30 protein-coding genes are annotated in these 25,780 nt (G+C 34.6%); 15 read left to right on the plus strand and 15 right to left on the minus strand.

Features of this window, described 5'->3' with window-relative positions; genetic code table 11:
- The first annotated feature begins 174 nt into the window (after positions 1-174).
- Genes IJL02_RS09190 through IJL02_RS09215 form a run of 6 tightly spaced genes read left to right on the plus strand, consistent with a single transcriptional unit; the run spans position 175 to position 5,693 of the window.
- Positions 175-945, plus strand: a complete 771-nt coding sequence (locus IJL02_RS09190; RefSeq protein ID WP_292815419.1) for a uroporphyrinogen-III synthase — start codon at positions 175-177, stop codon at positions 943-945.
- Positions 938-2,041 (plus strand): glycosyltransferase, encoded by a 1,104-nt coding sequence (locus tag IJL02_RS09195; RefSeq protein ID WP_292815423.1) that lies wholly within the window; start codon positions 938-940, stop codon positions 2,039-2,041. The genes IJL02_RS09190 and IJL02_RS09195 overlap by 8 nt, the downstream gene beginning before the upstream one ends.
- Before the next feature lie 4 nt (positions 2,042-2,045).
- Complete coding sequence (gene glf / locus IJL02_RS09200; RefSeq protein WP_292815426.1) at positions 2,046-3,140, plus strand: UDP-galactopyranose mutase; 1,095 nt, start codon at positions 2,046-2,048, stop codon at positions 3,138-3,140.
- Positions 3,141-3,148: 8 nt separating this feature from the next.
- The gene (locus IJL02_RS09205; RefSeq protein ID WP_292815429.1) at positions 3,149-3,418 is read left to right on the plus strand and encodes a signal recognition particle subunit SRP19/SEC65 family protein; all 270 of its coding nucleotides are present in this window, start codon (positions 3,149-3,151) and stop codon (positions 3,416-3,418) included.
- 5 nt (positions 3,419-3,423) lie between these two features.
- Positions 3,424-4,830: a single-stranded-DNA-specific exonuclease RecJ gene (gene recJ / locus IJL02_RS09210; protein ID WP_292815431.1), complete on the plus strand. Its 1,407-nt coding sequence runs from the start codon at positions 3,424-3,426 to the stop codon at positions 4,828-4,830.
- Positions 4,831-4,889: 59 nt separating this feature from the next.
- Entirely contained in the window at positions 4,890-5,693 is an 804-nt protein-coding gene (locus tag IJL02_RS09215) for a winged helix-turn-helix transcriptional regulator (RefSeq protein WP_292815594.1), read from the plus strand.
- On the opposite strand, the gene IJL02_RS09220 is transcribed toward IJL02_RS09215, so the two are convergent.
- Positions 5,694-6,977: a DEAD/DEAH box helicase gene (locus IJL02_RS09220; RefSeq protein WP_292815434.1), complete on the minus strand. Its 1,284-nt coding sequence runs from the start codon at positions 6,975-6,977 to the stop codon at positions 5,694-5,696.
- A gap of 24 nt (positions 6,978-7,001) precedes the next feature.
- Positions 7,002-7,862 carry a radical SAM protein gene (locus IJL02_RS09225; protein ID WP_292815439.1) on the minus strand — a complete coding sequence of 287 codons (861 nt, stop codon included), beginning with the start codon at positions 7,860-7,862 and terminating at the stop codon, positions 7,002-7,004.
- Positions 7,863-7,941: 79 nt separating this feature from the next.
- Here IJL02_RS09225 and cas4 point away from each other — a divergent pair, with 79 nt between their 5' ends.
- Together cas4 and IJL02_RS09235 are read left to right on the plus strand one after the other, a co-directional pair.
- The gene (cas4, locus tag IJL02_RS09230; RefSeq protein ID WP_292815442.1) at positions 7,942-8,634 is read left to right on the plus strand and encodes a CRISPR-associated protein Cas4; all 693 of its coding nucleotides are present in this window, start codon (positions 7,942-7,944) and stop codon (positions 8,632-8,634) included.
- Positions 8,627-9,094, plus strand: a complete 468-nt coding sequence (locus IJL02_RS09235; RefSeq protein ID WP_292815446.1) for a thermonuclease family protein — start codon at positions 8,627-8,629, stop codon at positions 9,092-9,094. The genes cas4 and IJL02_RS09235 overlap by 8 nt, the downstream gene beginning before the upstream one ends.
- Here the strand turns inward: IJL02_RS09235 and IJL02_RS09240 are convergent, their stop codons facing one another.
- From IJL02_RS09240 to IJL02_RS09270, 7 genes are all read right to left on the minus strand, one after another.
- Positions 9,095-9,718: a hypothetical protein gene (locus tag IJL02_RS09240; RefSeq protein WP_292815451.1), complete on the minus strand. Its 624-nt coding sequence runs from the start codon at positions 9,716-9,718 to the stop codon at positions 9,095-9,097.
- A gap of 27 nt (positions 9,719-9,745) precedes the next feature.
- A complete protein-coding gene (locus IJL02_RS09245; RefSeq protein ID WP_292815454.1) occupies positions 9,746-10,144 on the minus strand; it encodes an RDD family protein in 399 nt (132 codons plus the stop codon).
- Positions 10,145-10,152: 8 nt separating this feature from the next.
- Positions 10,153-11,172 carry a hydrogenase expression/formation protein HypE gene (gene hypE / locus IJL02_RS09250; protein WP_292815457.1) on the minus strand — a complete coding sequence of 340 codons (1,020 nt, stop codon included), beginning with the start codon at positions 11,170-11,172 and terminating at the stop codon, positions 10,153-10,155.
- Positions 11,173-11,282: 110 nt separating this feature from the next.
- Positions 11,283-11,657, minus strand: coding sequence for a 30S ribosomal protein S8e (locus tag IJL02_RS09255; protein WP_292815461.1), 375 nt, complete (start codon positions 11,655-11,657; stop codon positions 11,283-11,285).
- Positions 11,658-11,851: 194 nt separating this feature from the next.
- On the minus strand, positions 11,852-12,088 hold the full coding sequence (locus tag IJL02_RS09260; protein ID WP_292815464.1) for a hypothetical protein: 237 nt from the start codon (positions 12,086-12,088) through the stop codon (positions 11,852-11,854).
- Between the two features lie 8 nt (positions 12,089-12,096).
- Positions 12,097-12,378: a hypothetical protein gene (locus IJL02_RS09265; protein ID WP_292815467.1), complete on the minus strand. Its 282-nt coding sequence runs from the start codon at positions 12,376-12,378 to the stop codon at positions 12,097-12,099.
- Between the two features lie 89 nt (positions 12,379-12,467).
- Positions 12,468-12,815: a hypothetical protein gene (locus IJL02_RS09270; protein ID WP_292815470.1), complete on the minus strand. Its 348-nt coding sequence runs from the start codon at positions 12,813-12,815 to the stop codon at positions 12,468-12,470.
- Between the two features lie 181 nt (positions 12,816-12,996).
- On the opposite strand from IJL02_RS09270, the gene IJL02_RS09275 reads away from it, so the two are divergent.
- Together IJL02_RS09275 and IJL02_RS09280 are read left to right on the plus strand one after the other, a co-directional pair.
- A complete protein-coding gene (locus IJL02_RS09275) occupies positions 12,997-13,680 on the plus strand; it encodes a DNA polymerase domain-containing protein (protein WP_292815598.1) in 684 nt (227 codons plus the stop codon).
- Positions 13,681-13,718: 38 nt separating this feature from the next.
- Entirely contained in the window at positions 13,719-14,414 is a 696-nt protein-coding gene (locus IJL02_RS09280; RefSeq protein ID WP_292815473.1) for a TIGR02253 family HAD-type hydrolase, read from the plus strand.
- 20 nt (positions 14,415-14,434) lie between these two features.
- On the opposite strand, the gene IJL02_RS09285 is transcribed toward IJL02_RS09280, so the two are convergent.
- Both IJL02_RS09285 and IJL02_RS09290 read right to left on the minus strand, forming a co-directional pair.
- Positions 14,435-15,208: an exodeoxyribonuclease III gene (locus IJL02_RS09285; protein ID WP_292815477.1), complete on the minus strand. Its 774-nt coding sequence runs from the start codon at positions 15,206-15,208 to the stop codon at positions 14,435-14,437.
- Positions 15,208-16,749, minus strand: coding sequence for a phenylalanine--tRNA ligase subunit alpha (locus IJL02_RS09290; protein WP_292815480.1), 1,542 nt, complete (start codon positions 16,747-16,749; stop codon positions 15,208-15,210). The genes IJL02_RS09285 and IJL02_RS09290 overlap by 1 nt, the downstream gene beginning before the upstream one ends.
- Before the next feature lie 114 nt (positions 16,750-16,863).
- Between IJL02_RS09290 and IJL02_RS09295 the strand changes: the two genes are divergently transcribed.
- Positions 16,864-17,277: a C-GCAxxG-C-C family protein gene (locus IJL02_RS09295; protein ID WP_292815483.1), complete on the plus strand. Its 414-nt coding sequence runs from the start codon at positions 16,864-16,866 to the stop codon at positions 17,275-17,277.
- A gap of 17 nt (positions 17,278-17,294) precedes the next feature.
- On the opposite strand, the gene IJL02_RS09300 is transcribed toward IJL02_RS09295, so the two are convergent.
- Positions 17,295-18,173: a triphosphoribosyl-dephospho-CoA synthase gene (locus IJL02_RS09300; RefSeq protein WP_292815486.1), complete on the minus strand. Its 879-nt coding sequence runs from the start codon at positions 18,171-18,173 to the stop codon at positions 17,295-17,297.
- Positions 18,170-19,174, minus strand: coding sequence for a porphobilinogen synthase (gene hemB / locus IJL02_RS09305; protein ID WP_292815489.1), 1,005 nt, complete (start codon positions 19,172-19,174; stop codon positions 18,170-18,172). The genes IJL02_RS09300 and hemB overlap by 4 nt, the downstream gene beginning before the upstream one ends.
- A gap of 214 nt (positions 19,175-19,388) precedes the next feature.
- Between hemB and aroC the strand changes: the two genes are divergently transcribed.
- Positions 19,389-20,486, plus strand: coding sequence for a chorismate synthase (gene aroC, locus IJL02_RS09310; protein ID WP_292815494.1), 1,098 nt, complete (start codon positions 19,389-19,391; stop codon positions 20,484-20,486).
- Here the strand turns inward: aroC and IJL02_RS09315 are convergent.
- Together IJL02_RS09315 and IJL02_RS09320 are read right to left on the minus strand one after the other, a co-directional pair.
- Positions 20,483-21,406 (minus strand): MBL fold metallo-hydrolase, encoded by a 924-nt coding sequence (locus tag IJL02_RS09315; protein ID WP_292815498.1) that lies wholly within the window; start codon positions 21,404-21,406, stop codon positions 20,483-20,485. The two genes, aroC and IJL02_RS09315, sit on opposite strands and share 4 nt — an antisense overlap.
- 11 nt (positions 21,407-21,417) lie before the next feature.
- Positions 21,418-22,338, minus strand: a complete 921-nt coding sequence (locus IJL02_RS09320; RefSeq protein ID WP_292815501.1) for a DUF2121 domain-containing protein — start codon at positions 22,336-22,338, stop codon at positions 21,418-21,420.
- A 322-nt stretch (positions 22,339-22,660) separates the two neighbouring features.
- Between IJL02_RS09320 and acs the strand changes: the two genes are divergently transcribed.
- Genes acs through IJL02_RS09335 form a run of 3 tightly spaced genes read left to right on the plus strand, consistent with a single transcriptional unit; the run spans position 22,661 to position 25,776 of the window.
- A complete protein-coding gene (gene acs / locus IJL02_RS09325; protein WP_292815505.1) occupies positions 22,661-24,757 on the plus strand; it encodes an acetate--CoA ligase alpha subunit in 2,097 nt (698 codons plus the stop codon).
- Positions 24,758-24,814: 57 nt separating this feature from the next.
- Positions 24,815-25,153 carry a hypothetical protein gene (locus IJL02_RS09330; RefSeq protein WP_292815508.1) on the plus strand — a complete coding sequence of 113 codons (339 nt, stop codon included), beginning with the start codon at positions 24,815-24,817 and terminating at the stop codon, positions 25,151-25,153.
- Complete coding sequence (locus IJL02_RS09335) at positions 25,150-25,776, plus strand: DUF447 domain-containing protein (protein ID WP_292815511.1); 627 nt, start codon at positions 25,150-25,152, stop codon at positions 25,774-25,776. The genes IJL02_RS09330 and IJL02_RS09335 overlap by 4 nt, the downstream gene beginning before the upstream one ends.
- Positions 25,777-25,780: the final 4 nt, after the last annotated feature.

Here is a 25,780-nt window from a genome sequence, read left to right on the forward strand (position 1 = left end):
AAATATATATTTTTCTATTTTTAAAAAAGAAAATAAAACATAATAAAAGCAATTTTACTAAATTAAAACAATTTTACATAGTTAAAACAATTTTTATGAAAGAATAAATTAACAAACATTATAAACAAATAAAAACAAAATATAAAACATTATAAATTAATGAAGGTAATTTAAATGTCAAAACCTGTTGTTGCAATAACAAGGCCGAAAGATAGGGCAAAAAAGGCTTGTGATATTGTTGAAGAGTTGGGCGGTGAAGCTGTTCTGGCCCCAACACTTGATTTGAAACCTATAAATTCACAATCCTTAAAGGAATTAGTCGAAAGAAAAGATGAACTTGATTGGATTGTTTTCACATCCCCAACGACTATTGTTTCACTGAATAAATTCTACCCTGACTTTTTAAAAAGTCTTGATTGCAAAATAGCCGTTATCGGAAATAAAACCGGAAGACTTGTTGAAAAGCAAGGTCTTAAAGTTGATTTGATGCCACATGATTTTACGGCAGAAGGCCTTATTGGGGAATTTGAAAGGCAAAAAATTACAGGCAAAACCATTGGAATTCCAAGAACCGCTTCTGCAAGAGCGGTTTTACCGGAAGGTCTTGAAGAACTTGGAAATAAAGTAATATTGGCTGAAGCATACATGTCACTCTTTCCAATGGATGAAGATGCAGTAAAAGAGCTTATCGAAAAAATTGAAAACAACCAAATTGATGCAATTACTTTTACAAGCCCATTAACTGTTCGAAACTTCTTTGAAATAGCTGATGACAAGAAAAAACTCGCAAAACTCCTGAATGAAAATTTATTAACCGTCTGTATCGGCCCAATCACCGCAAGAATCCTCGACATTTATAAAGTTGCCTACATTTACCCTGACACTTACACAGTTCAAGACATGATGGAACTATTATTTAAAACCTGGAGAGAAGAAAATGAATGATAAGATAAGCATTATTTTACCAATCTTTAATGTTGGAGACCACCTCAGAGGCGGTATCGACTCTCTTATAAACCAGACTATTGGAAATGAAAATTTGGAAATTATCATGGTCAATGATTGCTCAACTGACGGGTCTGGTGAAGTAATCGACGAATATGCTGAAAAATACGACTGCTGTGTTGCAATTCATCATGAAACCAACAGCGGAGGAGCACATACTCCCCGAAACACAGGTATCGAAGCATGTACCGGCGATTATATCATGTTTTTAGACCCTGATGACAGATACACACCTGACGCATGTGAGAAATTATATGAAGCGGCAAAAAAATATGATGTCGAGCTGGCTTTTGCACGGTTTAGAAGAATATTCGAATACGGCGGAAGCGTTCAAAAGTCATATTCCCCATATAAAGATGATTTGGAAAGCAGCTATCCTGATGAGACATTTGAGTCTGCAAACTTTCTGGACATCCCCGATGCACTATGGGACAATGTGGTTGAGAGATTTTTATACGGAAAAACATTAGAGGTAACTTATCCAAGAGACAAACCTCTGGATGTCATTCATGTTGATGATATCGAACAGGAACCTGATCTTTTGAAAATGCAGCCTTCAGTATGGTGTAAAATCTATAAAAGAGAACTTATCATGGACAATAACTTAAGGTTTAAGAAATATGTTACCGGAGATGACATGGCATTTACCCTGGAAGCTCTCCTAAACGCCAAAGGAATCGTATATCTCAACAATTTCATCTCTTATGACTATTATATACGTGATTTGCCTGACGACAAATCCATTACCAATACCGTTAATGTAAGGCTTTTGGATGAACTGATGGAAGCTTACGTTTACTGCAGAAGAAAAACTGAAGGCTTTTCTAAAGAGGTGCAGACTGTATCTCTTAATCCGCATCTGCTTCACTGGATGCACACATGGAAAGGTTCACCATTTACAAAAGAAGAAAACAAACTATTGCTTAAAAAAGTCAATAAGCTTAAAAAGATTCATAAAAGTGATTTTAAATCAAGAATGTTATTATCTTCAATGACAACAGCGATTGAATCCAAAATTCAATTTCAAAAGGAGTAAGATTATGAGTGATTATAAATACGTGATTGTGGGAGCCGGACTTTCCGGTCTTACAATAGCTGAGAGAATTGCAAATGAACTGGACGAAGAGGTACTGATTATTGAAAAACGTGACCACATCGGCGGAAACGTGTATGATTTTTATGATGACGGCATTTTAGTGCAAAAATACGGACCTCACATCTACCATACAAACGAAAAGAAAGTACATGATTACCTCTCACAGTTTACCGAATGGAATGACTATGTGCACAGAGTTTTAAGCTATGTCGACGGAAAACTGGTACCTATGCCAATTTGTATCGATACATTGAATGCACTTTATGATTTGGATTTGGATGAAGATTCAATGAAAGAGTGGATTGACGAGCACAAGGAAGACATTGATGAGGTAAAATCATCAGAAGACGTCGTGCTTAAAAATGCAGGCCGTGACATCTACAACAAACTGTTTAAAAACTACACTGAAAAGCAGTGGGGAACTTCAGCCGCCAATTTAAGCTCCAGCGTCATTTCAAGAATTCCGTTCAGATTCAATCATGACGACAGATACTTTGCTGATACCTATCAGGGCATGCCAAAGGAAGGATTTACAAAAATGTGTGAAAACATGATTAAATCCGACAAAATCCATGTGGGACTCAATTCAGACTATAAGGACTACATTGACAAAATAAATTATGAAACATTAATCTATACAGGCCCTATCGATTACTTTTATGATTACAAATATGGAGAACTCCTATACAGATGCCTGAACTTCGTATATGAGATTGTAGATGAGGATTCATTCCAGGATGTTGCTGTTGTCAACTACCCTAATGATCCATACTTCACAAGGATTACCGAGTTTAAAAAGCTCACATGGCAGGAAGTTGAAGGCAAAACCGCAATCATGAGAGAATATCCAGGATTCAATGGTGAAAAATGCTACCCATATCCTACACAGGAATATCTCGACAAATTCAAATTATACGAAGAGGAAATGAAAAAAGAAGAAAATGTTATCTTTTTAGGAAGACTTGCCAAATACAAATATTACAATATGGACTTAGTTGTAAAAGATGCACTGGAAGTCTTTGAAAATCAAATCAAATAGGTGATGAAATGATTACAATATGGCCACAATATTTAGACAAGAATTTAAGTTTATCCCAAGGTCGTAAAGTCTCAAAAGAAATTGCCGTTAAAGAACCTAGCCTTTCGGATATTGAAAGGGCATTAAAAAGATTGGGCCTTCAATACAGCATTCAAAAGGAAAGAGCATATCCCGGAAAATGGTATGAGAAATCCGGAAGAATACTTGTTGAATGGGATAAAACAAAATTGGAATTACTAAAAGAAGTAAGTTTAAAGATTAAAGAAATTAGAAACTGATTACTATGCAAATACCACAAACCATGCACGAACAGTTCATCGAAGCAAAAGAGATTATTGAAAACAGCGAGGATATCAAGGTTTACTCTCACATTGACTGCGACGGAATCTGTTCAGGTGCAATCTTATCAACCATACTAGACAGACAAAATAAGGAACATGAAATCGAATTTGTTAATCTGGATGTCCTGGATGACATTGAACTGACACATGAACTGACAATATTTTCCGATTTGGGTTCAGGCCAGCGCATTGACACAAAGGCAATGGAAGGCCAAAAAATCATAATCCTGGATCACCACCCGCCTTTAAGAAATCCGGATTATAGAAATGGAAAAAACTACACATATCTTGAAATCAATCCGCTTCATCATGGCATTGACGGATCATATTACGTTTGCGGCGGAGGATTATGTTATTTTCTTGCCCGTGAATTCGGATATACTGACTTAAGCTGGATTGGAGTTTTATCAGCAATAGGAGATATGCAAAATACCAAAACAGGTCATTTTGAAGGCTTGAATGAAAACATCCAGCAGGATGCTATTGATGAAGGTTATCTTGAAGTGACCAAAAATGACATTAACATCTATGGAAGAAACTCAAGGCCGCTTTTTGTTGCCCTATCCTATTTCAGTGATGTAAATTTGCCAATAACAAACAATACCACAGAAACAATGGCAATTTTAGAGGAATTGGGAATTGATGAAAAGCACAACCGTAAAAAACTGAATGAACTGACAAACGAAGAGAAAGGAAAACTTTTCAAAAGACTTGTTGAAATGATTTCGACTGCAGTTCCTGGAAGATATGTGAAATATATTCCGCAATTAATCATTGGAGATTCATACACATTCATTAAAGAGGATGAACACAGCTTTTTAAGAGACGGATCCGAGTTTTCAACAGCGATGAATGCATGTGGAAGAAACCATGAAGAAAAGATAGCTATGGAAGTTCTGAAGGGAGATAGAATTGAAGCGCTTGACCAACTGGAAGAGATAAGCAAAACCCACAGATACAATCTGGCAACATCCATATCAAAAGTTGCCGAAGGTGATGAAACAGCTATTGTTGAGATGGAAAACATTCAGTACTTTGACGGAGACGGAATCAAGCCGGAGATTGTTGGAACAGTTACCGGAATGATTTTAGGTTACTGCAACTGGAAAAAACCTATTATCGGTTTTACACAGACTGATGAAACCGGATTGAAAGTTTCGCTTAGATGCTCCAGATTACTCTCATACGATGGAATTCATTTCGGAAATATTATCCGTGAAATTGCTTCAGAAGTTGGAGGTAGTGGCGGAGGCCATGCAATGGCATGCGGCGCCTACATTCCACTTGAAAAAAAATCAGAATTCCTTGAGCTGTTCAATAATGAATTATCCGGTAAAATAGCAAACTAATTTATATAATATAAATTAAAAATATAATATATATCAATTTAGATTGAGGAATGAACATGATGAAAGCATTTAAAAAAAGAGGTGCACTTACACATTTTCAAATTTTAAGTGAAATATCTAAACAAGACCCTCACCTCAAACAGAAAGATTTGGCTAATACTTTGGGAATCACAATACAGGCTGTTTCAGAAAATATAAAAACATTAATCGAATTAGGTTATATAACTTCAAAAGACGGCAGATCACCGTATAAGATTACACAGGCAGGCATTGATAAAGTTAAAAAGGACGCAATCAGTTTAAGAAAATATTCTGATTCAGTTCTAGAAACTATGAACCATTATAAAACCATCTGGCCGGCAATAGCTACAGAAGAACTTAAAAAAGATGATATTGTAGGTCTTTTTATGGATGGTGGAGTCCTATACGCTCACAAAAAAGAGGAAAATGCAACAGGCATTGTACTTGATGATGTGGAAGCTAACATGGATGTTGCCTTAACCAACCTTACAGGACTCATCGACATGACTGTTGGCGAAGTTACAGTCATTAACGTTCCGACAATTAAGGATGGCGGGTCCAAATCATGCGATTTGGAATTAATTAAAAATGTCTATGATAAAGGAACAAATACCGGTGAGGCAATCGATAAAGTTGCAGTTGCCGGAACTGTTTCACGTGCTGTCGTTAAAAAATTAGGTTTACCTCTCGATATTGAATATGCCGCTCCTCAAGCAACTGCTAATGCTGCACGTAAAGGATTGAACGTTTTAGCAATTTGCGTTGGAGACATGAGTAAGGCATTCACACGTGAACTAGAAAATGAAAAAATCAAATATAACATTATTGATGGTGGAAAATAATTAATTTTCCCTTATCTTTTTTAATAATGCAGCAGCTATTTCTTCACTGCTTAAATCCTTTGAAGAACTTTTTTTTATCAAATTAACCTCTTTATCTAAATTATCAATTTTAATTGATTTTTTCACTTCATCCATAATCCTTTTATTTTCAATCATTTCCATTTCATTATCTGTTGGAATCTTTTTTTCAATAATTTTAACTTTACTTTGTTTTTTGATATTGTTAAATGAAAGAATATCCTGGGAAGTGACTAATGTAAATGCATATCCGGAACTGCCTGCCCTTGCGGTTCTTCCGATTCTGTGAACGTATGAATCATAGTTTTGCGGAACGTCATAGTTTATAATGAAGTCCAAATTTGAAATATCAAGGCCTCGGGAAGCGACATCAGTTGCAACCAGAAAACTGATATTGCCATTTCTAAATTTATTCATTACATTATCCCTTGTTTTTTGAGTCATATCTCCGTGCAGTTCCTGTGAAGAATAACCTCTTTTTTTAAGGTTTTTGAAAACAAAATCCACACCCTTTTTAGTGTTGCAAAATATCAAGGCTGATTTGATATCATATACTCCAAATAATTTGCATAAATCATCGAATTTATATTTATGATTGGTTTTAAATGAATACTGAGTAATTTTCGGATTATTTTTTTTGTTTGAATCAATCTTTATGAATTTAGGATTATTCTGATAATTTTTTGCAATTTTTTTAATCTCCTGAGGAATAGTCGCTGAGAAAAGCAGAGTCTGCCTTCGGTAAGGTGTATCATTTAAAATTGTTTCAATATCATCTCTAAAACCCATATCAAGCATTTCATCGGCTTCATCCAACACAACAGTCTCAACACCTATTAAATCCAAGTTTCCTCTTTGTATATGATCTATTACACGACCGGGAGTTCCAACAATAATATGGACTCCCTTTTTTAGAACTCGGGTCTGCTTTCCGATTGGCTGGCCTCCATAAACCGCCAGAACTTTAAGTTTTTTTATGTATTTGCCAACATTCTCAATTTCACCTGCCACCTGGACAGAAAGCTCTCTAGTCGGACATAAAATAATGGCTTGTGGAGATTTATCAGGAATAAAAATCTTTTCAAGAATAGGTATTGTAAAGGCAATTGTTTTTCCGCTTCCAGTTTGTGCCTGAGCGGTAACGTCTCTTCCTTCAAGCTCCAATGGAATGGCCTTTTTTTGAATGGGAGTAGTTTTTTCAAATCCCATCTCATCAATAGCCTTTAAAATATCATCTGAAATATTGAAATCTCTAAAATTCATCATATTACATATTTAAAAAAACAAATATTAAAATAGTTTGGTCTGATATGTTTTTTGTGGAAAATCATGCAGATACTCAAATATCTCAGAAAAGTTGTTTAAAATACCATTATCGAATGTTCTTTTTTTGAAAATCCTCATCAATTTGTCATTATCATCACTTGGAATAGAATAGCTATCAGAATATTTTTCAATGTATTTTTCCTTAAGGCCCGGAAAGTGCTCATCCAACTTCCCATAGAAGTATTCGCGATTACCTTCCCTAAGCGTTAAACCCATTCCATGACACAATATGCCTTTAACTTCAGCATCGATACAATAGTCCAAAATCGAATTAATGTTTTCTTCAGTGTCGTTAATGTAAGGCAGAATCGGGCACAGCCATACCACAGTAGGAATTCCAGCATCTTTTAAGATATTTAAAACCTCGACACGTCTTGAAGTTGGACAGACATTCGGCTCCAATATTTTGCACAAATCATCATCTGCAGTCGTCAACGTCATCTGCACAACAACTTTGGTCTTTTGATTAATCTTTTTAAGCAAATCCAAATCCCTTAAAATCAAATCTGATTTTGTAATGCAGGTAAATCCAAAACCGTAATTATAAATCATCTCCAACGCATTTCTAACATATTTCAAATGTTTTTCCAATGGAATATATGGATCTGTCATTGAACCTGTTCCAATCATAGATGGAGGTCTTTTCCTAAGCTCTTTTTTTAGTAACTCCAAAGAATTCTCCTTTACCTCAATATCTTCAAATTTATGATTCATACCGTAAATTTTACTTCGTGAATCACAGTAAATACAGCCATGAGTACATCCGCGATAAAGATTCATTCCATTGTTTTTAGACAAAATAGTTTTAGAATTTACATAATGCATAACCTAAGTTTTATCAAAATAAGTATATAAAAAAATACCTAGAGCAAATGATTAGTATTACAAATTACAAAATAAAATTATGGAACAAAAAAACATTACCGAATACAAAAAAGAATACGAAATTAAAAACCATCCATCAATAAAAGGTGTTCAAATAATTGAAGGAAAAAACAATTTCCCAATTAGCTGGCTCAACCAACAGGGATATTGCGAATACCAGATATATCTCCAGTACATGAAAGGTATAGAAACTGCACCTACATCCGAGATGACCCATGGAAGTGAGATTCACCAGCAGCTGGAAGACATCTTCAAACAGGACGCAACCCCAGCAACATTTGAAGATGCTGTTGAAACATCAAAAGAAAATGCAATATTATCCAGAGAGTGCTTTGTAGTCGCACCGGAATACGGAATAAGAGGATTCATTGATGAAATATGGATGAAACCTGATGAAATTGTAATAATCGATGATAAACCGGGGCGTACACCTTACCAGTCAACAATGAACCAGGTAAGAGCATATTGTCTTGCCTTTAAAAGCATGACTGGAGATTCACGTAAAATTAAAGCTGCCTTAAGGGAACGTGGAACATCAAATCTATTCTGGATTGAAATATTTACACCTGAAGTCGAAAAGGAAATAAAATTTACAATCGAGAGAATGCAGGGACTGTTGGAAGGTTCAAAACCGTTTATTCCAACTAAAAATCCGAACAAATGCAGGTCATGCAGATACAAACGTTACTGTGAGCATTTTAAAAATGAATAAACAAAAAATTTCTTTAATTTTACTGACAATTTTTTTAATATCAGTTGGCCTTACACTAGCTAATGCACTCCTTCAGGACAATAACACGGTTGAAAACAAAACAGGTACATTAACTATCTCCAATAAGTCAATACAATATGAAAATGCGGGAAAATGTGTTGAAGTAATTGACGGAAATACAATTCAGGTTTACGGAATAGGTAAAGTCCAACTGGTTCAGGTAAAAACTCCGGATGTAAATGAATCAGGATTCAGCGATGCCAAAAAGTTTGTTGAAGACAAATGCCTTGGAAAAACAGTTTACTTGGATATAGATGATTTACAGCCAGAAGACAAATACGGCAGAACATTAGCTATCGTATACACAGATACCGAAGACATTAACAAAGAACTGATAGATAATGGCTTTGCAAAAATATCCTATTTCGAACCAAGTGAATTTAAAAAAGGTGAAATTTAGTTAAACAACCCTATGCAAACCCAAATATATTTTATTTTTCTTATAAACCTTATCTAAAATTTCATTCCACTCTTCAACGGTTATGTGTCCTTTGTTTGGTATCAGATTATCCAGTGATGATTCGTTTAAATTCAATATATCTGCCAGAATATAAGATAGTGTGCGGCCTGTCAATGACAAATCATACGGGTCATAGCCTGTTACTGCCAAAACCCAAACATTATCTTTAGAAGAGCTGTTATATTCCTTTCTTAAAGCATCAAACCAACTAGCTATCCTTTCACCATCATCAATGGAGATATAATAATCTTCTCCAGAAAAATCAATATTTGCGCAAGCATTATTTATTTTGCTTTCAAGTTCGGGAGACCCAATCTCCAAATCAAATTCATTGTTGGTGATGGTGTCTGATAGATAGTTTTCAATTTCCTTAATGTTTTTAAAATATCCCAGAGGTTCCAATCTATCAGGATCCCTATCACATAAATCATAAATCAAATCTTCATCAACATCACAAATCTCATATCCCTCAAGTTTATGGGATTTATATTCCTTAAAATCAATGCAATAGTTTTCCAAATCTTCCTTGTTTAAATACCAAAGAACCTGAACCTTTTTAATCATAAAAAATCAATAAATAAAGAAATATGCTTAAATCATATTTACAACAACAGTTCTTGTAAGATTGCCAAATAATCTGTCAGTATTCATGAATCTACCTACTAACCAATCGAAAATGATTGGAATCCAGTAAATTTTTGTCAGATTACGCACAATGGATTGAGCCCATGTAATATTTGAACCATTTCTTGACCTTACTTCCAAATACATGATTGCCTTGCCTACAGTGGCGCCTTTGGCTTTTTCGAAAAATACAAAGTAGGCAAAACCTAAAATAGGAACAATGAATGGAAATATACCATAAACTGAAATGATGTCAATAGGACTAAATATAAGGGACAATAAATATGATAGAATCCACATTACTGCTGAGACAACAAAGAAATCCAGTACATATGCGATAATTCTTCTTGAAAAAATACTTACCATATAATCACCTAACAAACTCTAGGAACCGGATCGGCAATTGGTGCTTCCAATATTCTTTCACCACCAATTGGAGTATTTACGACCACATAATCTCCTTCTACAACTTCACCAATTATTGCTGCATTTTCCCCATATTTTTCACTCTTAATAGCTTCAAGGATTTCTTCAGCCTTATCAGCCTTAACTCCCATCACCACTTTTCCTTCATTAGCTACTTCAAATGGATCAATGCCTAACATTTCAGATACTGCATGAACCTCTTCTCTGATAGGTATTGCCTCTTGTTCCAATACAACACCAACACCTGCTTTTGAAGCCATTTCATTAATAGCATTTGCAAATCCTCCGCGAGTAGGGTCTTTCATAGCAGTAACTCCCCCAATATCAAGAGCTTTCTTAATAATATTCCACATAGGAGCCACATCAGATTTCAAATCAGTTTCAAATCCGAAACCTTCCCTAAATGACATCAGACTCATACCATGATCACCTAAGCTTCCAGTGACAATAATCTTATCTCCAACCTCTAAAGTTGAATCTCGGATTACTTCGCCTTTTTTAGCAATTCCTACACCAGTAGTTACCATGACAATTCCGTCAAGCTTATCCTGAGGCATTACTTTAGTGTCTCCAGTAATAACAGCCACATCAACTTCCTCACAGGTTTCATTCAGTGATTTCATGATTCTGTCCAAATCATCTATTGGAAATCCTTCCTGCATAATTATTGCATTAGAAATTGCCAATGGACGTGCTCCCATAACAGAAACATCATTGATTGTTCCTGCTGCTGAAATTCTACCGATATCCCCTCCAGGGAAGAATAATGGGTCAATAGTATGGCCATCAGTTGTTACAACAATCTCCCAGTCATCGATCGGAATAGAAGCTCCATCATCTAATGCATCTAAACTAATACCACCGTTTACACTTTTTTTAGTGATATTATCCAAAACAGTGCTGGCAATCAAATTTGCCATTACTTCTCCACCAGCACCATGATTCATACTAATTTTATCGTCTGACATCATATCTCCTATAATTAATTATCATTATATAATATGGTTAAAACAAGTATATAATTATAGTTAATATTTTTGAAAAAAATTTAAAAAAAAAGAGAATTTAAGAAAAAATCTTAAATTAAAATTCCGTTAATAACACCATCCTGACCAGGTCTGGATGTTACTTTAGCATTACCTTCAGGAGTTTCTACGATAGCACCTTTGGTAATGATGTTCCTTCTTACGTAGTTAGGGTTTGCGGTGTTTTCAATTACACCAAGAATGTCTAATACTTGGGTTTTACCGTTAGCATCAGTAACGTTGATTTTATTACCTGTAGCTAATCTGAGTTTTTCGTTTCCGCCACGAGTTCTAATTTTTCTTAATTTTTTTTCATCTAATCTTGTTTCAGCAGGGTCTCTGCCTAATTCAGATTTTCTTTTTCCACGGTTTGCAACATTTCTTGCACCGGATGGACTTCTTGTTGATTTTCCTTGAGAAATTGCCATTATTTCACCTAAATAAATGTAACTAATAATATAATAATCGCAGTCTGTAAGCCTCTTTTCAATTAAAACTATTTGCAAGATAATTAATAGCTTAATTTTTGAGAGCAAAAAAGAGCCTTAAAGAATAATGATAATAAAATATTACTTTATCATTATATATAAATGTTTTATTTTTTAACTAAAAATAGAAAAAATCAGGATTTATTTTTTAAAATAAAATCATCCACCAACTTGTCAAAATCCTCATCTGAAATATTTTCATCAGAAGCGGCTTTTAAGATTTTTTGAATTTCCTCTTCAGGCACGTTATCACCTAACAGATCTATCAGCAATGCCCTCAATTCTTCATCATCAATATAAGCTTCGCCGTTTTGACTCATAAGGCGAGATTCATCATCTTCATCAAAAACATAATAAGGTATATTATCCATATTAACACCTAATCAAAATCAGGGAATTCATAATAAACAATTTTGTATGGATCATCATCGAAATACCATTCATTAGGCTCCAATATTTCATCTTCATCATCAAAAAGAGAATCTTCTTCAATATCATCGCCTTCAACTTGAATTACAATATTAACATTATCCCCTAAAGCTTCCAAGTCAATGCCGAGCTCATCAAGATTGATTTCAATTTCATCACCTTCAACGGCGCTTTCAGGCAAGACAATAACAATTTCATCTCCAGGTTTAACTTTAATATTTTGATTATTCAAATTAACCACTCCAATTACATTAAATTTTGAGTATTGAAAACTATTTAATAGTATTTTTTAAGTCCTATTTAAAATTTGAGATAGTAACCTTAGTAGTTACTATCCATTTCAAAGTTGATGTTTGGAATTCCGTAGCTGTTTTTGCATCTTATTGAGCAGATTTCGGAATTTTCAATAAACATTGTGAAATATAAGCAGATGCTGTCACAATCAATGTCTATTTTAACATTAGCATTTTCCAAAATTTGTTTTGAGATGTCAAACACTTTAGATGCATTGCTGATAAATACAGATGCAGGCATATTATCCTTATCAACACTTAGGAAAACCCCATCAGATATGCCATAGTCAGCACAATATCCATTTCGTCCATCAATTTTACCCATAAAGGTATCGTTTTCTTCATCATAACTTGATATTAGTATTTGTTTTTCCATTATATCAACTCCATACTTAGATTATATTTAATACAATATAAATAAAGTCATAGAGCATTTGAAAAGTAATATTAAAGCTTTATTAAGTCAATAATCTAATATTAAAGCAATAATATTGAAACGAATTTGTAAAATTGTATTCAAAAAAGAATATTAACAAGATAGAATAAATTTTATAATGATGATACAAGAAAGCCCGGAACAACTAGAGCTTGAAGCTGAAATAAAAGTGCAGGCAGAAAAATTTCTAACTTATCTCAACTCAACCCTTCCCGAAAGTATGGAATTGGAATACGAAGGATTTTACAGAAGGGGATTTTTTGTAAGCAAAAAAAGATATGCAGTTATCGAAGATGGGGAAATCATCGCCAAAGGGTTGGAGCTGGTTAGAAGAGACTGGGCACCGATTGTCAAAAAAACCCAGGAAGAAATTTTAATGGCAATTCTAAAAGAGGGAGACTCTGATAAAGCCATTAAAGCTGTTAAAAAAGTCTTGAAAAGAATAAAGAAAGGTGAAGTTGACAACAAGGAACTTATCATCCACACCCAAATCACAAAACCCCTTGACCAGTACAAACAGGTCGGACCCCATGTTGTTGCTGCAAGAAAAATTGAAGAACATGGCATTAAAGTGTCAAGAGGAACCATCATCCAGTATATAATCGTAAAAGGAAAGGGTTCAATAAGTCAGCGCGCCGTTCCATATGAATACAGTGAAGGATATGCATATGACAAGGATTATTATATCAACAATCAGTTGATTCCGGCCGTTGAAAGAATCATGTATGCTTTCGGATATACCAGAAAGGACCTTGAAGACATGGCACGTGGTGAAGTCCAACAAAGTTTAGATGCATTCTTCTAAAAAAATTTAAATAATTTTAAAACTATAATAAAAGTCATATGATAAATGAAGAAAATGACCGTGTTGTTTTTTTCGATATTGACGGAACATTACTTGACACATCCGATTTTGCCGAAACTGCAAGAAAAGCAGCAATCGGATTAATGGTTGATAATGGTCTGCCGTTAGATAAGGATGAAGCATACGGTGTTTTAAAAACAATTATCCGTGAAAAAGGTTCCAATTATGGAAAACATTTTAACGTACTGACCCAAGTTGTTTTAGGTCATGAAGATCCCATGCTTGTAGCGCTTGGAATGATTACATACCACAATGTTAAAATGGCTCTTTTAAGACCATTTCCAGAAACAATCGATACATTGATTTATCTTAAAAGCCAGGGATATCGCCTTGCAGTAATTTCAAATGGAATTACAATCAAACAATGGGAAAAATTAGTCAGACTCAATATCCATTCATTTTTTGATGCTGTAATTACCTCTGAAGAGGTAGGAAAAGAAAAACCCGATAAATTAATCTATGATGTAGCACTTAGAAAAATGCATGGAAACCCTGAAAAATCCGTGATGATTGGAAATAAATTTAAAGCTGATGCATTAGGTGCTGTGAATGCAGGATTAAATGCAATTCTGGTCAATTCTGACGTTACAGAAGATGACCGAGACTACATTAAAAAAGAAAAATTAAACATTACAATTGTTGATGATATTGGTGATGTAAATACTATTTTATAATCACCAAAACTAACTATTTTTTAAAATTCGAGTTCCAGTGTTACCGGACAGTGATCAGAACCATAAATATCTGCTAAAATTTGAGCTGATTTTACATTATCCTTTATTTCTTCGTTTACAAAAAAGTAATCAAGTCTCCAACCGGAATTTCTCTCACGAGCCTTAAAACGATAACTCCACCAACTGAAATTGCCTTCACTTTTATCAAACATTCTGAAAGTATCGATAAAACCTGCATTTTCAAGTTCATCCAGCCATGCCCTCTCTTCAGGTAGATAACCTGATTTTCCTTCACAGTTTTTAGGATTGTAAACATCAATCGGATTATGAGCTATGTTGTAGTCTCCGGTTATGACCAAATTTTTACCCTCATTTTTAAGCTCGACAAGCTGTTTTAACAGTTCGTTGCAAAATCCAACTTTAAAATCAAGTCTTTTACCTTCCATTCCACTATTTGGGAAGTAAATATTGAATAAAATAAAATCAGGATATTCAATTTTTAAAACACGACCTTCTGAGTCAAATTCTTCAACCCCAAGGCCTTTGGTGACACAAACAGGTTCTATTTTGGAGTATGTTCCAACTCCACTGTAACCTTTCTTTTCGGCTTCATTATAACATTTGTGAAATCCGTCAGCATCAGCTAATTTCTTAGGAATTTGCTCTTGTGTGGCTCTGACTTCCTGAAAATTAATAATATCGGCATCAGTATTATCAAACCAATTCCAAAAATCTTCCTTTTTCGAAACAGCCCTAATTCCATTTACATTCCAAGAAACCAGCTTAACAGACATTATAATTCGACCCCATTATCAAGAGGTAACTCACGAAGCCATTTGATGTCACTTTTGTAAAGCATACGGATGTCTTCAACATCATATCTTATCATGGCCAGTCTTTCAATACCCAATCCGAAAGCTAAAGCAGGCTGGTCAATACCGAGAGGTTTTAATACTTCAGGTCTGAACATTCCGGCACCGCCCAGTTCAATCCAACTTTCTTTTTCTTCCAGATAGATTTCAGTTTCAGTAGATAAATAAGTATAAGGGAAATAAGCAGGTCTGAATCTTACTTCAAAACCTAATTTTTTATAAAACTCTTTTAAAACACCTAAAAGATTTTGATAACTGATTCCTTCACCGCACACTAATCCTTCAACCTGATGGAATTCAGGCAAATGCTTATAGTCAAAAGTTTCTCTTCTAAATACTCTTCCAACTGAAAACATTTTAATTGGAGGTTCATGTTCAAACAAGTGTTTTGTGGAAATTCCTGTAGTATGTGTTCTTAAAACACTTTGGCGAGCAATGTCTTCACTCCAATCATATTGCCAACCAATTGAACCAGTATCTGCACCGGTTTCATGAGTTTCGGCAGTCAATTTGACTAAATCCATATCAGGCAAATCACAGGTTAGAGGATTTTTTAAATAGAATGTATCCTGCATTTCACGGGCAGCATGATCTTGAGGTTGGAAAAGTGAATCAAAATTCCAGAATGCAGATTCAACATATTCACCCTTATCTTCGACAAATCCCATATCCAAAAAGATATCTCTTATCTCATCAATAATTACTCTTAACGGATGTTTTTTACCTGCAAAAATGACTGGAGCTTCTGCATTAATATCATAAGGACGATACTGAAGGTTTTTCCATTCCCCATCTTTTAATTGCTGGTGTGTTAACTGAGTTGCCTGTTCCTGAATTGTAAAGCCAACTTCGAGTATAGCTTCACCTTTAGGCAATATTTTAAATGAATGTGAGGTTTCTTTTTTAACATTTAGGATATTTTTTCTGCCTGTGAGTTTTTTAACACCATTCATCAAATCATCAGTGAAAAGTTTAACTCCATCAGCATTAGATTTAAGATACTTTAAAGTTTCTTCATCAACGTCAAGTTTGGATACAAAATCCTTACCGAAATCTGTAATTGTAACCATACCCTTATCGATTTCAGCCCAGTTTTTACGGCGAAGCCAACCGATTGCAATATTGGTTTCTTTTTTATCAACACCTGTTTCATCGGATAAGTCTTTCATATGGATTTGATTCTTATCGGCCAATGCATCCAATATTCTACGTTCCGGAAGTCCTTTTTCAGCATATTCAACTCCATCTTCAGTCAATGAATAAATCTCTTCAACATCCTTGTGCATTTCAATAATGTCTTTTGATGCAAGAGAGCCTGCTGCACTCATAACTGATTTGATATCCATACCGGTATTTTCAGCAATCTCTTCAGGAGTGGCCTCAGGATTTGCTTCCAGTTCTTTTAAAAGTTTCTTTTCATAAATATGTAATTCACTAATGGTTTTTTTAATATCCTCACTCATTTAAACACCATAATAAGATTAATAATATGATAATATATGTTTAAAAACATTTATAAATATAATGTTAAAATTGAAAAAATAAGTTAATTAAATAGTTAATAAAAATAATTAATCATGAGCGAAATTAACGAATCTGTAAAATTATTTGAAAGTGGATACATGTGCTCACAGGCCATGTTTGCTGCTTTTTCCCCAGATTTGGGCCTTGAAAAAGAACAAGCTTTAAAAATTGGAGCTTGTTTTGGAAGTGGAATGAGAAAAGGAGAAGTCTGCGGAGCATGCACTGGTGCCCTTATGGTTTTGGGCCTGAAATATGGTGAAAGCAAGGAAAAATCAAATGAAGCCTGTGAAAGATTTTTAGATGAATTTAAAAAAGAAAATGGATCTTACATATGCAATGATTTGCTCGGCTGCGATATTTCAACACCGGAAGGTGTGGAATTTGCTGTTGAAAATAATTTATTTAATGAATTATGTCCCAAAATGGTTGAATCAGCAGCTAAAATTACAAAAAAAATAATTAAATAATGACTCATAACGAACCATTATTCAAAATTAGATTTCAAATAGCTAACGAAAATGGATGCTGCTGTCAAATCGGCAGTGGTTCCAGGATTATACTTATTTTTAAATAGATAATCATCAAACTCCTTAAGTCTTTCACCAAAGTCAGCCTCATCTTTCAAGTTAAGCAAATCCCTTGTCATCATGGAAATCTTTAAAGCCTCATCTGAACCGTATTTTCTAGAAATCAATGTATCGGGAACCTGAGATAGGATTGTCAGAAATGTCAAGACGCAGGCATCATTTTGGGATTTTTTCTCTTTTAGCTCATGATAAGTAGGAAAACCTATTTCAAAAACGGCAGGCATGTCTGAAATCATCTCACGGGCAAGCATATCCCATGGAGCTGAAATTTTAAGCACGTCAAACATTGTTTGGTTGTTATCCCTCAACTCCTGTTTGGCGCTGTCACTTGCAACGTCATATTCATCTTGATCTCCCATACCTCCGGCATCTGCAATATTGATTGCATCATACAAATCACATGCATCATCAACTGAGGTATTTGCCATTAAAACTTTAACGTTGTCTCTTATTTCATCAAAATCATCGCTGATGGCTGCAGCTACCGCAATCGGTGTTGTCATCATCACAATACCTAAATTTGTATTGTTTTTAATCCATCTGTCGGTTTCAGCCACTGCCTGCAAAATGTATTTTCCAAGCTTAGGATTTTCAACATCAACGTCCGTACATGCTTCACGAATGGTATCTCCTATTACAATTCCGCTAATGATAAAGTCTTCAAACTCCATATCATCATAATCACGGGTCCTGTGGACATTTCCAGGTTTTGGATATCCACTAACTTCAAGAGCAGATGCAATCTGTGCAATCTTAGCAATTTCTTGAGGATTCATTCTATCACATCATTTAAAAGTAAATATGGTGCAAAATTAGTGATTATCAGGTCTGCTCCAGCCCTTTTAATTGAAAGCAATGATTCAAGAATAGCCCTTTCGGTAAGATATCCCTTTTCGATTGCAGCCATTATCATTGAATATTCACCACTTACGTTATATGCAACCAAAGGAAGCATGAATTCATCACGAACCATTCTGACAACGTCCAAGTATGGAAGCGCAGGTTTTACCATCAAAAAGTCCGCACCTTCAATTACGTCAAGTTCACATTCCCTTATGGCTTCAACAGCATTTCCAGGATCCATCTGATAGGATTTTCTGTCTCCCAAATGTGGTGATGAACAGGCCGCAACCCTGAACGGTTCGTAAAATGCAGAGGCATATTTGGCCGAATAGGACATTATCATGACATTTTCATAACCTTCATCATCCAAAGTTTGTCTGATTGCACCGACTCTGCCATCCATCATATCTGAAGGAGCAACAATATCTGCACCCGCTTCTGCATGAGACAATGCGACTTTTGCAATATACGGAAGAGATTCGTCATTAAGTATTTCAATTCCGTCATCAGTATCATCATTATCCTTTATCATTCCGCAATGGCCATGAGAAGTATACTGACATAAACATACATCACTGATAATTACAAGATTTGTTTCTTTTTTAAGTTTTCTGATGGCTTTTTGAACAATTCCTGTTGCGGAATAATCCGGAGAAGCTATTTCATCTTTGGTTTCTTCTTTTGGTATTCCAAATATAATGATTGATTTTAAACCTTTATCCTCAAGCTGTTTTGCAAATTCAACTCCAGCATCAAGAGAATACCTGAATTCACCGGGAAGTGATGATATTTCTTCCTTTTCCATCTCCTGAAGCTCTTCTTTAAAATAAATTGGATAAATCAAATCTTCTTTTTGAAGTTTTGTTTCACGAACAATATCTCTGATTTTAGCATTTTTTCTAAGTCTTCTCATTCTTGTAGTTGGAAATTCCATTGTAATCACTTTAATAATCATTTGCTACATAACTTTCTCAGTAACATTTTCTTAAATTAAAATATGAATTTGAATATTAATTAATTTTATGCAATATTCCGGAAAAAAATATATTAATTACTTCTAGCTGTGGAGCTCAAGGAAGTTCAACCATTTAAACATTTAAAAACATTAACATACAAATATTACATCAGTTATTAAAAAGAGGCTTAAAATGTCAAATTCAATTGGAGAAAAATTTAAAATTACAAGTTTTGGGGCAAGCCATGGCGTAGCTGTCGGAGCTGTTGTTGATGGGTGTCCGGCAAATCTTGAGTTAAGTGCTGAAGACATTCAAAAAGAACTGGATAAAAGGAAACCTGGAACCAGTAAAGTTACAACAGTAAGAAAAGAAGCTGATGAAGTTCAAATTTTATCAGGAATTTTTGAAGGAAAAACTGATGGAACACCTATTACCGGAGTAATATTTAATAAAAATCAACATTCAAAAGATTATTCCATGTTCAAAGACACTCCACGCCCATCCCACGGAGATTTCGGATGGATGAGCAAATACGGAAACTACGATTACAATGGTGGTGGAAGAGGAAGCGGAAGAGTAACAATAGGACATGTAATCGGTGGAGCAATAGCTAAAAAGCTTTTAAGAACCCAAAATATTGAAATCATCTCCCACGTAGTTCAAATCGGAAACATTAAAGCAGAGCCTCAAGAATTTGATACACTTAAAGAAAATATCGAAAAAAATCCAATAAGATGTGGAGATTTGGATGCTGCAGGCAAAATGGAAGAGTTAATCTTATCCAAAAAAGCGGAAGGTGATTCTGTTGGAGGAATCGTTGAAACCATAGCTGTCGGAGCTCCTCAAGGTCTTGGAGAGCCTGTTTTTGAAAGACTGGATGGTGATCTTGCAAGAATATTAATGAATATTGGCGCCGTTAAAGGTGTGGAAATCGGTCTTGGATTTGATGTTGCAAACCACACTGCATCTGAAATTAATGATGAATATCAAATTGATGACGGCAAAATCACTACAAAAACAAACAATTCCGGTGGAATCATTGGCGGAATGAGCAATGGAATGCCAATCGTTTCAAGAATTGCAGTCAAACCTACCCCATCAATTTCAAAATGCCAAAATTCAATTAATCTAGAAAAAATGGAAAATGAAAAAATAGAAATTAAAGGAAGACATGATCCGTGTATCTGCCCTAGAGTGACAGTAGTGGCTGAATCAAGTACTGCAATTGTTCTTGCAGACCATATGATTCGCTCAGGATTCATTCATCCTACAAATCTAAACAAAATTTAATTCTTTTTCATAAAAGAGACTTCATCAAATTCGTTATGCTTGAATGCAAGCTGATAAGAGTTTTTTCTCTCGGCATTAAACATTTTATGATTTGTACTGTGACTTGGTGAGTTTACATCTTTTAGAGATATCAATCTGAATCTCCTAGGATTGTTGTAATTTACATTGAATGACAAACCGTCAAATGCTGCAATAGTTTTAACACCTGTTTGTTTGGAAATTTTTTTGGCCTCAGTTACCGGATTGTTGGAAATCATCTTAAGACCCAAATGAGTCATTACAGCAACTTTCGGTTTAACTTCATTAATCAAATCAACGAAGTTTCTAGTGCACATATGTCCATTAATTGTCCGGTTGCCCGGCCTTAAAACACTAGCTATTAAAATATCTGCCCCCTCATGATAATCAGCCAGACCATCAAAATAACCAGTATCTGATGTGTAAGAAACTTTAAAACCATTGTAATCAATTTGAAAACCGCAACCGGTAGGGTCACCATGTTCTGTTTTTGTGCCTTTTATAGAAATATTGTCAACTTCACTAACTTCACCAGGCCTTAAAGCAACTTTTCTTGATTTTGATTGGTGATAAGAAGATATGCATGGACCCCAGGCTTCAAAACCGTTTAAAACACTCTCACTTCCGAATATGGTTCCAAACTCTCGAGTCATTCCTCTTGTCATGGACTCTATAAGAATTTCCGCATCGTTATAATGATCTGTGTGTGCATGAGTTACAAAAACACCACTCAAATTACGTGGGTCAAATCCGAATTGATAAGTTCTCACCAAAGCTCCTGGACCTGGATCTATATGATAATTCTTTCCGCCCAAATTATCGATACGGAACCCTCCAGTCATTCTTCGCTGTGAAATGGCGGAAAACCTTCCACCTCCACTACCTAAAAATGTAATCTTCATTTAAACCCCCATCATAATGAACATAATATTATATCGCATTTGAGAGGGGATTTATCCTTTTTAAGGCGTAAATCTTCATCTTCAATGACAACCTTATCTCCTATCTTAATATTGTCACTGTCGCTGAACATCAATACATTCTGACCAGGTGCTGCCTTTTGTTTCCAATTGCCGTCCATAGCTTGTGTTTTATCATTTAGCTGGACTTGAATCATGTTTCCGTCAATTGAAACAACCTTGCCAATTTCACCTTTGTCAATGATTTTGCTAGCCATATCAATTGCAATATTCTGCTGAACCAATTGTTCAGTTAATTCCTGTCTGAATTTAGTCAATACTTTAATATCATTATCTATAGTTATATTGAGGTGTTTTTGAGCTTGGGCAGTGTCGAATTTTGGTTGCTGAAGTAATGTATCAAATTTATCACCAACAGTCGGTGTTTTAGATGAAACTTCCGCAAGAATATCCTCAAATACTTCACCCATATATTTTAAGCTTTGGCTAGCTTTCCATTTTCTTTGAATGAGTATTTGAGCCAATTGTTTTGCATAATTATTTCCAAATATGATTATTCCTTTTTCACCGGCTTTACGGGATTGGGTATCTGAACCTAACAGTTCAACAATTTGATAACCGTTGGTAGTTCCGTAAATTCTTCTACGTTTGGTTTCAAAAGTTCCTTTTGTACTTACCTCTCCTCTAACTGAATTGCCTACAATTTTTAATTTGGTTGAATCATCAGTAATCTTAATAGAAATTCCCAAATCTCCTGCACGCTTTTTAAACTCATCATCAGTTCTGATTTTTCCCTCATATAATTCATCTTCTAATTGTTTTAAATTCCTTTTATCACCGAAATATCCTATCTTTCTTTTATCTCCAGTCATTACACATCCTTTTTTACCAATGTAAGCGATAATTAAGCTCATAATATCCCCTAATTAGATATTTTAAAATCTTTAAAATATCAGAAATTTATTATTTATATATAATTATATTAATCATGTATTAAATAGTTTAATAGAATTAAAAAAATTTAGCAAAAATTAACGATTAAAAAAACAAATTAAAATTTTCAAATAAAATAAAAAAGAATATACAAGCATTGAATTTATTTTATAAGAAATTAAAATGATGTTTAAACAACATATTTAAATATGAATATAACAATAAATATGATTATAATAATTGTTAATTATTTATCATTATAGATTAGTATAATGTTAACAAAAATTATTAGGAGAAAAACATATGATAGATCTCAATAAAATGTTTAAACCTGACTCCGTGGCTGTTATTGGGGCTTCCAATACACCTGGAAAAGTAGGATACATTATTGTCGACAACCTCATTAACGATGGATTTGAAGGCGAAATATATCCAGTAAACCCAAAAGGTGGGGAAATTTTAGGTAAAAAAGCATATGCAAACATAACCGATGTCCCTGGAGATGTTGATTTAGTAATTATTACAATACCATCTCCATTTGTAAATACTGCTGTTAAAGAATGCGGTGAAAAAGGCGTTAAAAATATGGTAGTAATTACCGCAGGATTTAAAGAAGTAGGTGGAGAAGGAGCTAAATTAGAAGCTGAACTAACAGCTCTTGGTAAAGAATATGGAATAAACATTATTGGACCAAACAGTTTAGGAATTACCGATTCACATACTCCATTAAACGGATCATTTTCACAAATGATGCCACCAACAGGAAATATTGCATTCATTTCCCAAAGTGGAGCGATGATGGTTGCAATCATCGATTGGAGTGTAACTTCAGGAATCGGATTTAGTAAAGTAATAAGTTTAGGTAACAAAGCAGGCGTAAATGAAATTGAATTATTACAATACCTTGCTGAAGATGACGAAACTGCAGTAATTATCTGTTATTTAGAATCCATTTCTGATGATGAAGACTTTGTAAGAACCATGAGAGAAACTGCAGTCAAAAAACCAATCATTATCCTCAAATCAGGTTCAAGTAGTGCAGGAGCAGAAGCTGCATCCTCACACACAGGAGCACTTGCAGGCAGTGATTTGGCATTCGATACTTCATTTAGACAATCAGGAATCATGCGTGTGGAAACCATGGCAGAACTGTTTGATTTAGGTTTAGCATTCTCCAAAGCACCACTTCCAAAAGGTGACAATGTAGCTATTATTACCAATGCAGGTGGAGGAGGAGTTTTAACCGTAGACGCTATGGAAAAAGCAGGTCTAAACCTTGTCCAGTTTGATGAAGAAACCACTGCAAAACTGAAAGAATGCGTAACTGAAGAAGGTAGTGCCAAAAACCCTATTGACGTATTGGGTGATGCACCTGTAAGCAGATACAAAGAATCATTAGAAATAGTTCTTGCTCATGAGGACGTTGACAGTTTAATTATTATGGTATGTCCTACTGCATCAGCAGACCCAGATGGAATTGCACAGGCAATCCTTGAAGAGAGAAAAGAATTTGACAAACCAATAATTGTAGTAAATATGGGTGGTCCATCCTTTGAAGCTGCAAATGAAGCTTTAAGAGCAAACGGAGTGCCAACTTACGTATTCCCTGAAACTGCAGTAACCGCACTTGAAGCTATGACAAGATATGCTAAATTGCCAGAAAGACAATACGACGATGTTGTCGAAAATGTTGATGATGTTGACAAAGATGCCGTAAAAGCAATATTTGAAAAAGTAACTGCTGACGGAAGAGACACATTACTTGGTAGTGAAGCATATGCAGTAGCTGAAGCTTACGGAATTTCAGCAGCACCAATCAAATTATCCACAAGTGCTGATGAAGCAGCAGAACTTGCTCGTGAAATGGAATTCCCAGTCGTGCTTAAAATCGCATCAGATAAAATCCTACACAAATCAGATATTGGTGGTGTAAAAGTCGGAATTGAAAATGAAGACGAAGCTAAAGCAGCATACGATGAAATCATTGCAAATGCAAAAGCTGCACACCCAGACATTATCCCTGATGGTGTAGAAGTACAAAAAATGATGGATTCCGGTGAAGAAGTCATTGTAGGTATGATTAAAGACAAACAATTCGGACCGATGATTGCATTCGGTATGGGTGGAATCTATGTTAACCTTATTGAAGATGTAGCTTTCAATTTAGCTAAAGGTCTATCCTCACAGGAAATTGAGGAACAAATTGAAAGTACCAAAGTATCCAAATTGCTTGAAGGTTACAGAGGAGAAGCACCTTGCGATGTAGAAGAAGTTAAAGAAGCTATTAAAAGAGTAGCAAGATTAACTTTAGACTTCCCGGAAATTACAGAGTTAGATATTAACCCAATCTTCGTTTACGAAGAAGGTTCATCTGCACTCGATATTAAAATCAAATTATAATTTCTCAATCTCGAGAAATTACTCTTTTTTCTTTTTTTAAAATCAAAATGTGATAACATGAATGGTGAGCTTGATTTAGAATTATATACTATTTCTATAATTGGTTTGAACAACGCTCTAGAAACTTTAGATAAAACATCCTTTGAAGAAATTTCCAATAATTTAGAAGAGTTTTATCAAGATGTGATTAATGATTTAAACCAAGAAGAAATCCAAATGAATGACTATTATATGTTTTTTGAAAATGGAAGAACCATTTTTCCACAATATATTGAAACACTAAAAAAAATCGATAACGACGAACTTAAAGAAAGTTTAACCTCATTAATTAACACTTTTGAAAACTTAAACAAAATAGTCAGTGCTTTTCCAGCACAACAGGAAATGATACAATGAACGACAATTTAGAAAGAATCGGAATTTACACTGATGAGAGATATGAATGCATTTACACCACTATTGACAGCAAAGGAAATAAAAATTCAGCAGCAATAGGATTGAAATATTTCGGCGAAGACAATATCGGATGCAGAATCTTTGAAGGTTCTACAACTTTAAAAAACATACAGGAAACTAAAAAATACGTTGTAAATATTACTCAAGACCCGTTAATTTTTACCAAATCAACTATCGATAAACTTCCAGATGAATTCTACACAGATGATGAAAATATTGCGATTCTTAAAGATGCCGGATCATATATTATCGTTGATGTTGTTGATATTACAGAACAGAAACCAGAAAACACACCTATCGATAATGACCAGAGCATTTTCATGATTAGGGGTAAAATACAAGCAGTCGTTATTAAAGATGAAAGCATTAAGGCATTTAACCGTGGACTGTCAGGAATAATCGAATGTCTTGTTAACGTATCAAGATATAAGATTGTTGATGATGAAAAAAGAGCAGAATATATGGGTCGAGTCATTGAAAACAATAGAATGATTTCCAGAATAGGAAACGATGAAACTAAAGAATGTATGAGACTTATAAAAGAAGAATACGAAAAAAACTAATTTT

This window comes from Methanobrevibacter sp., assembly GCF_017427765.1.
In the GTDB taxonomy this organism is placed as follows: domain Archaea; phylum Methanobacteriota; class Methanobacteria; order Methanobacteriales; family Methanobacteriaceae; genus Methanocatella.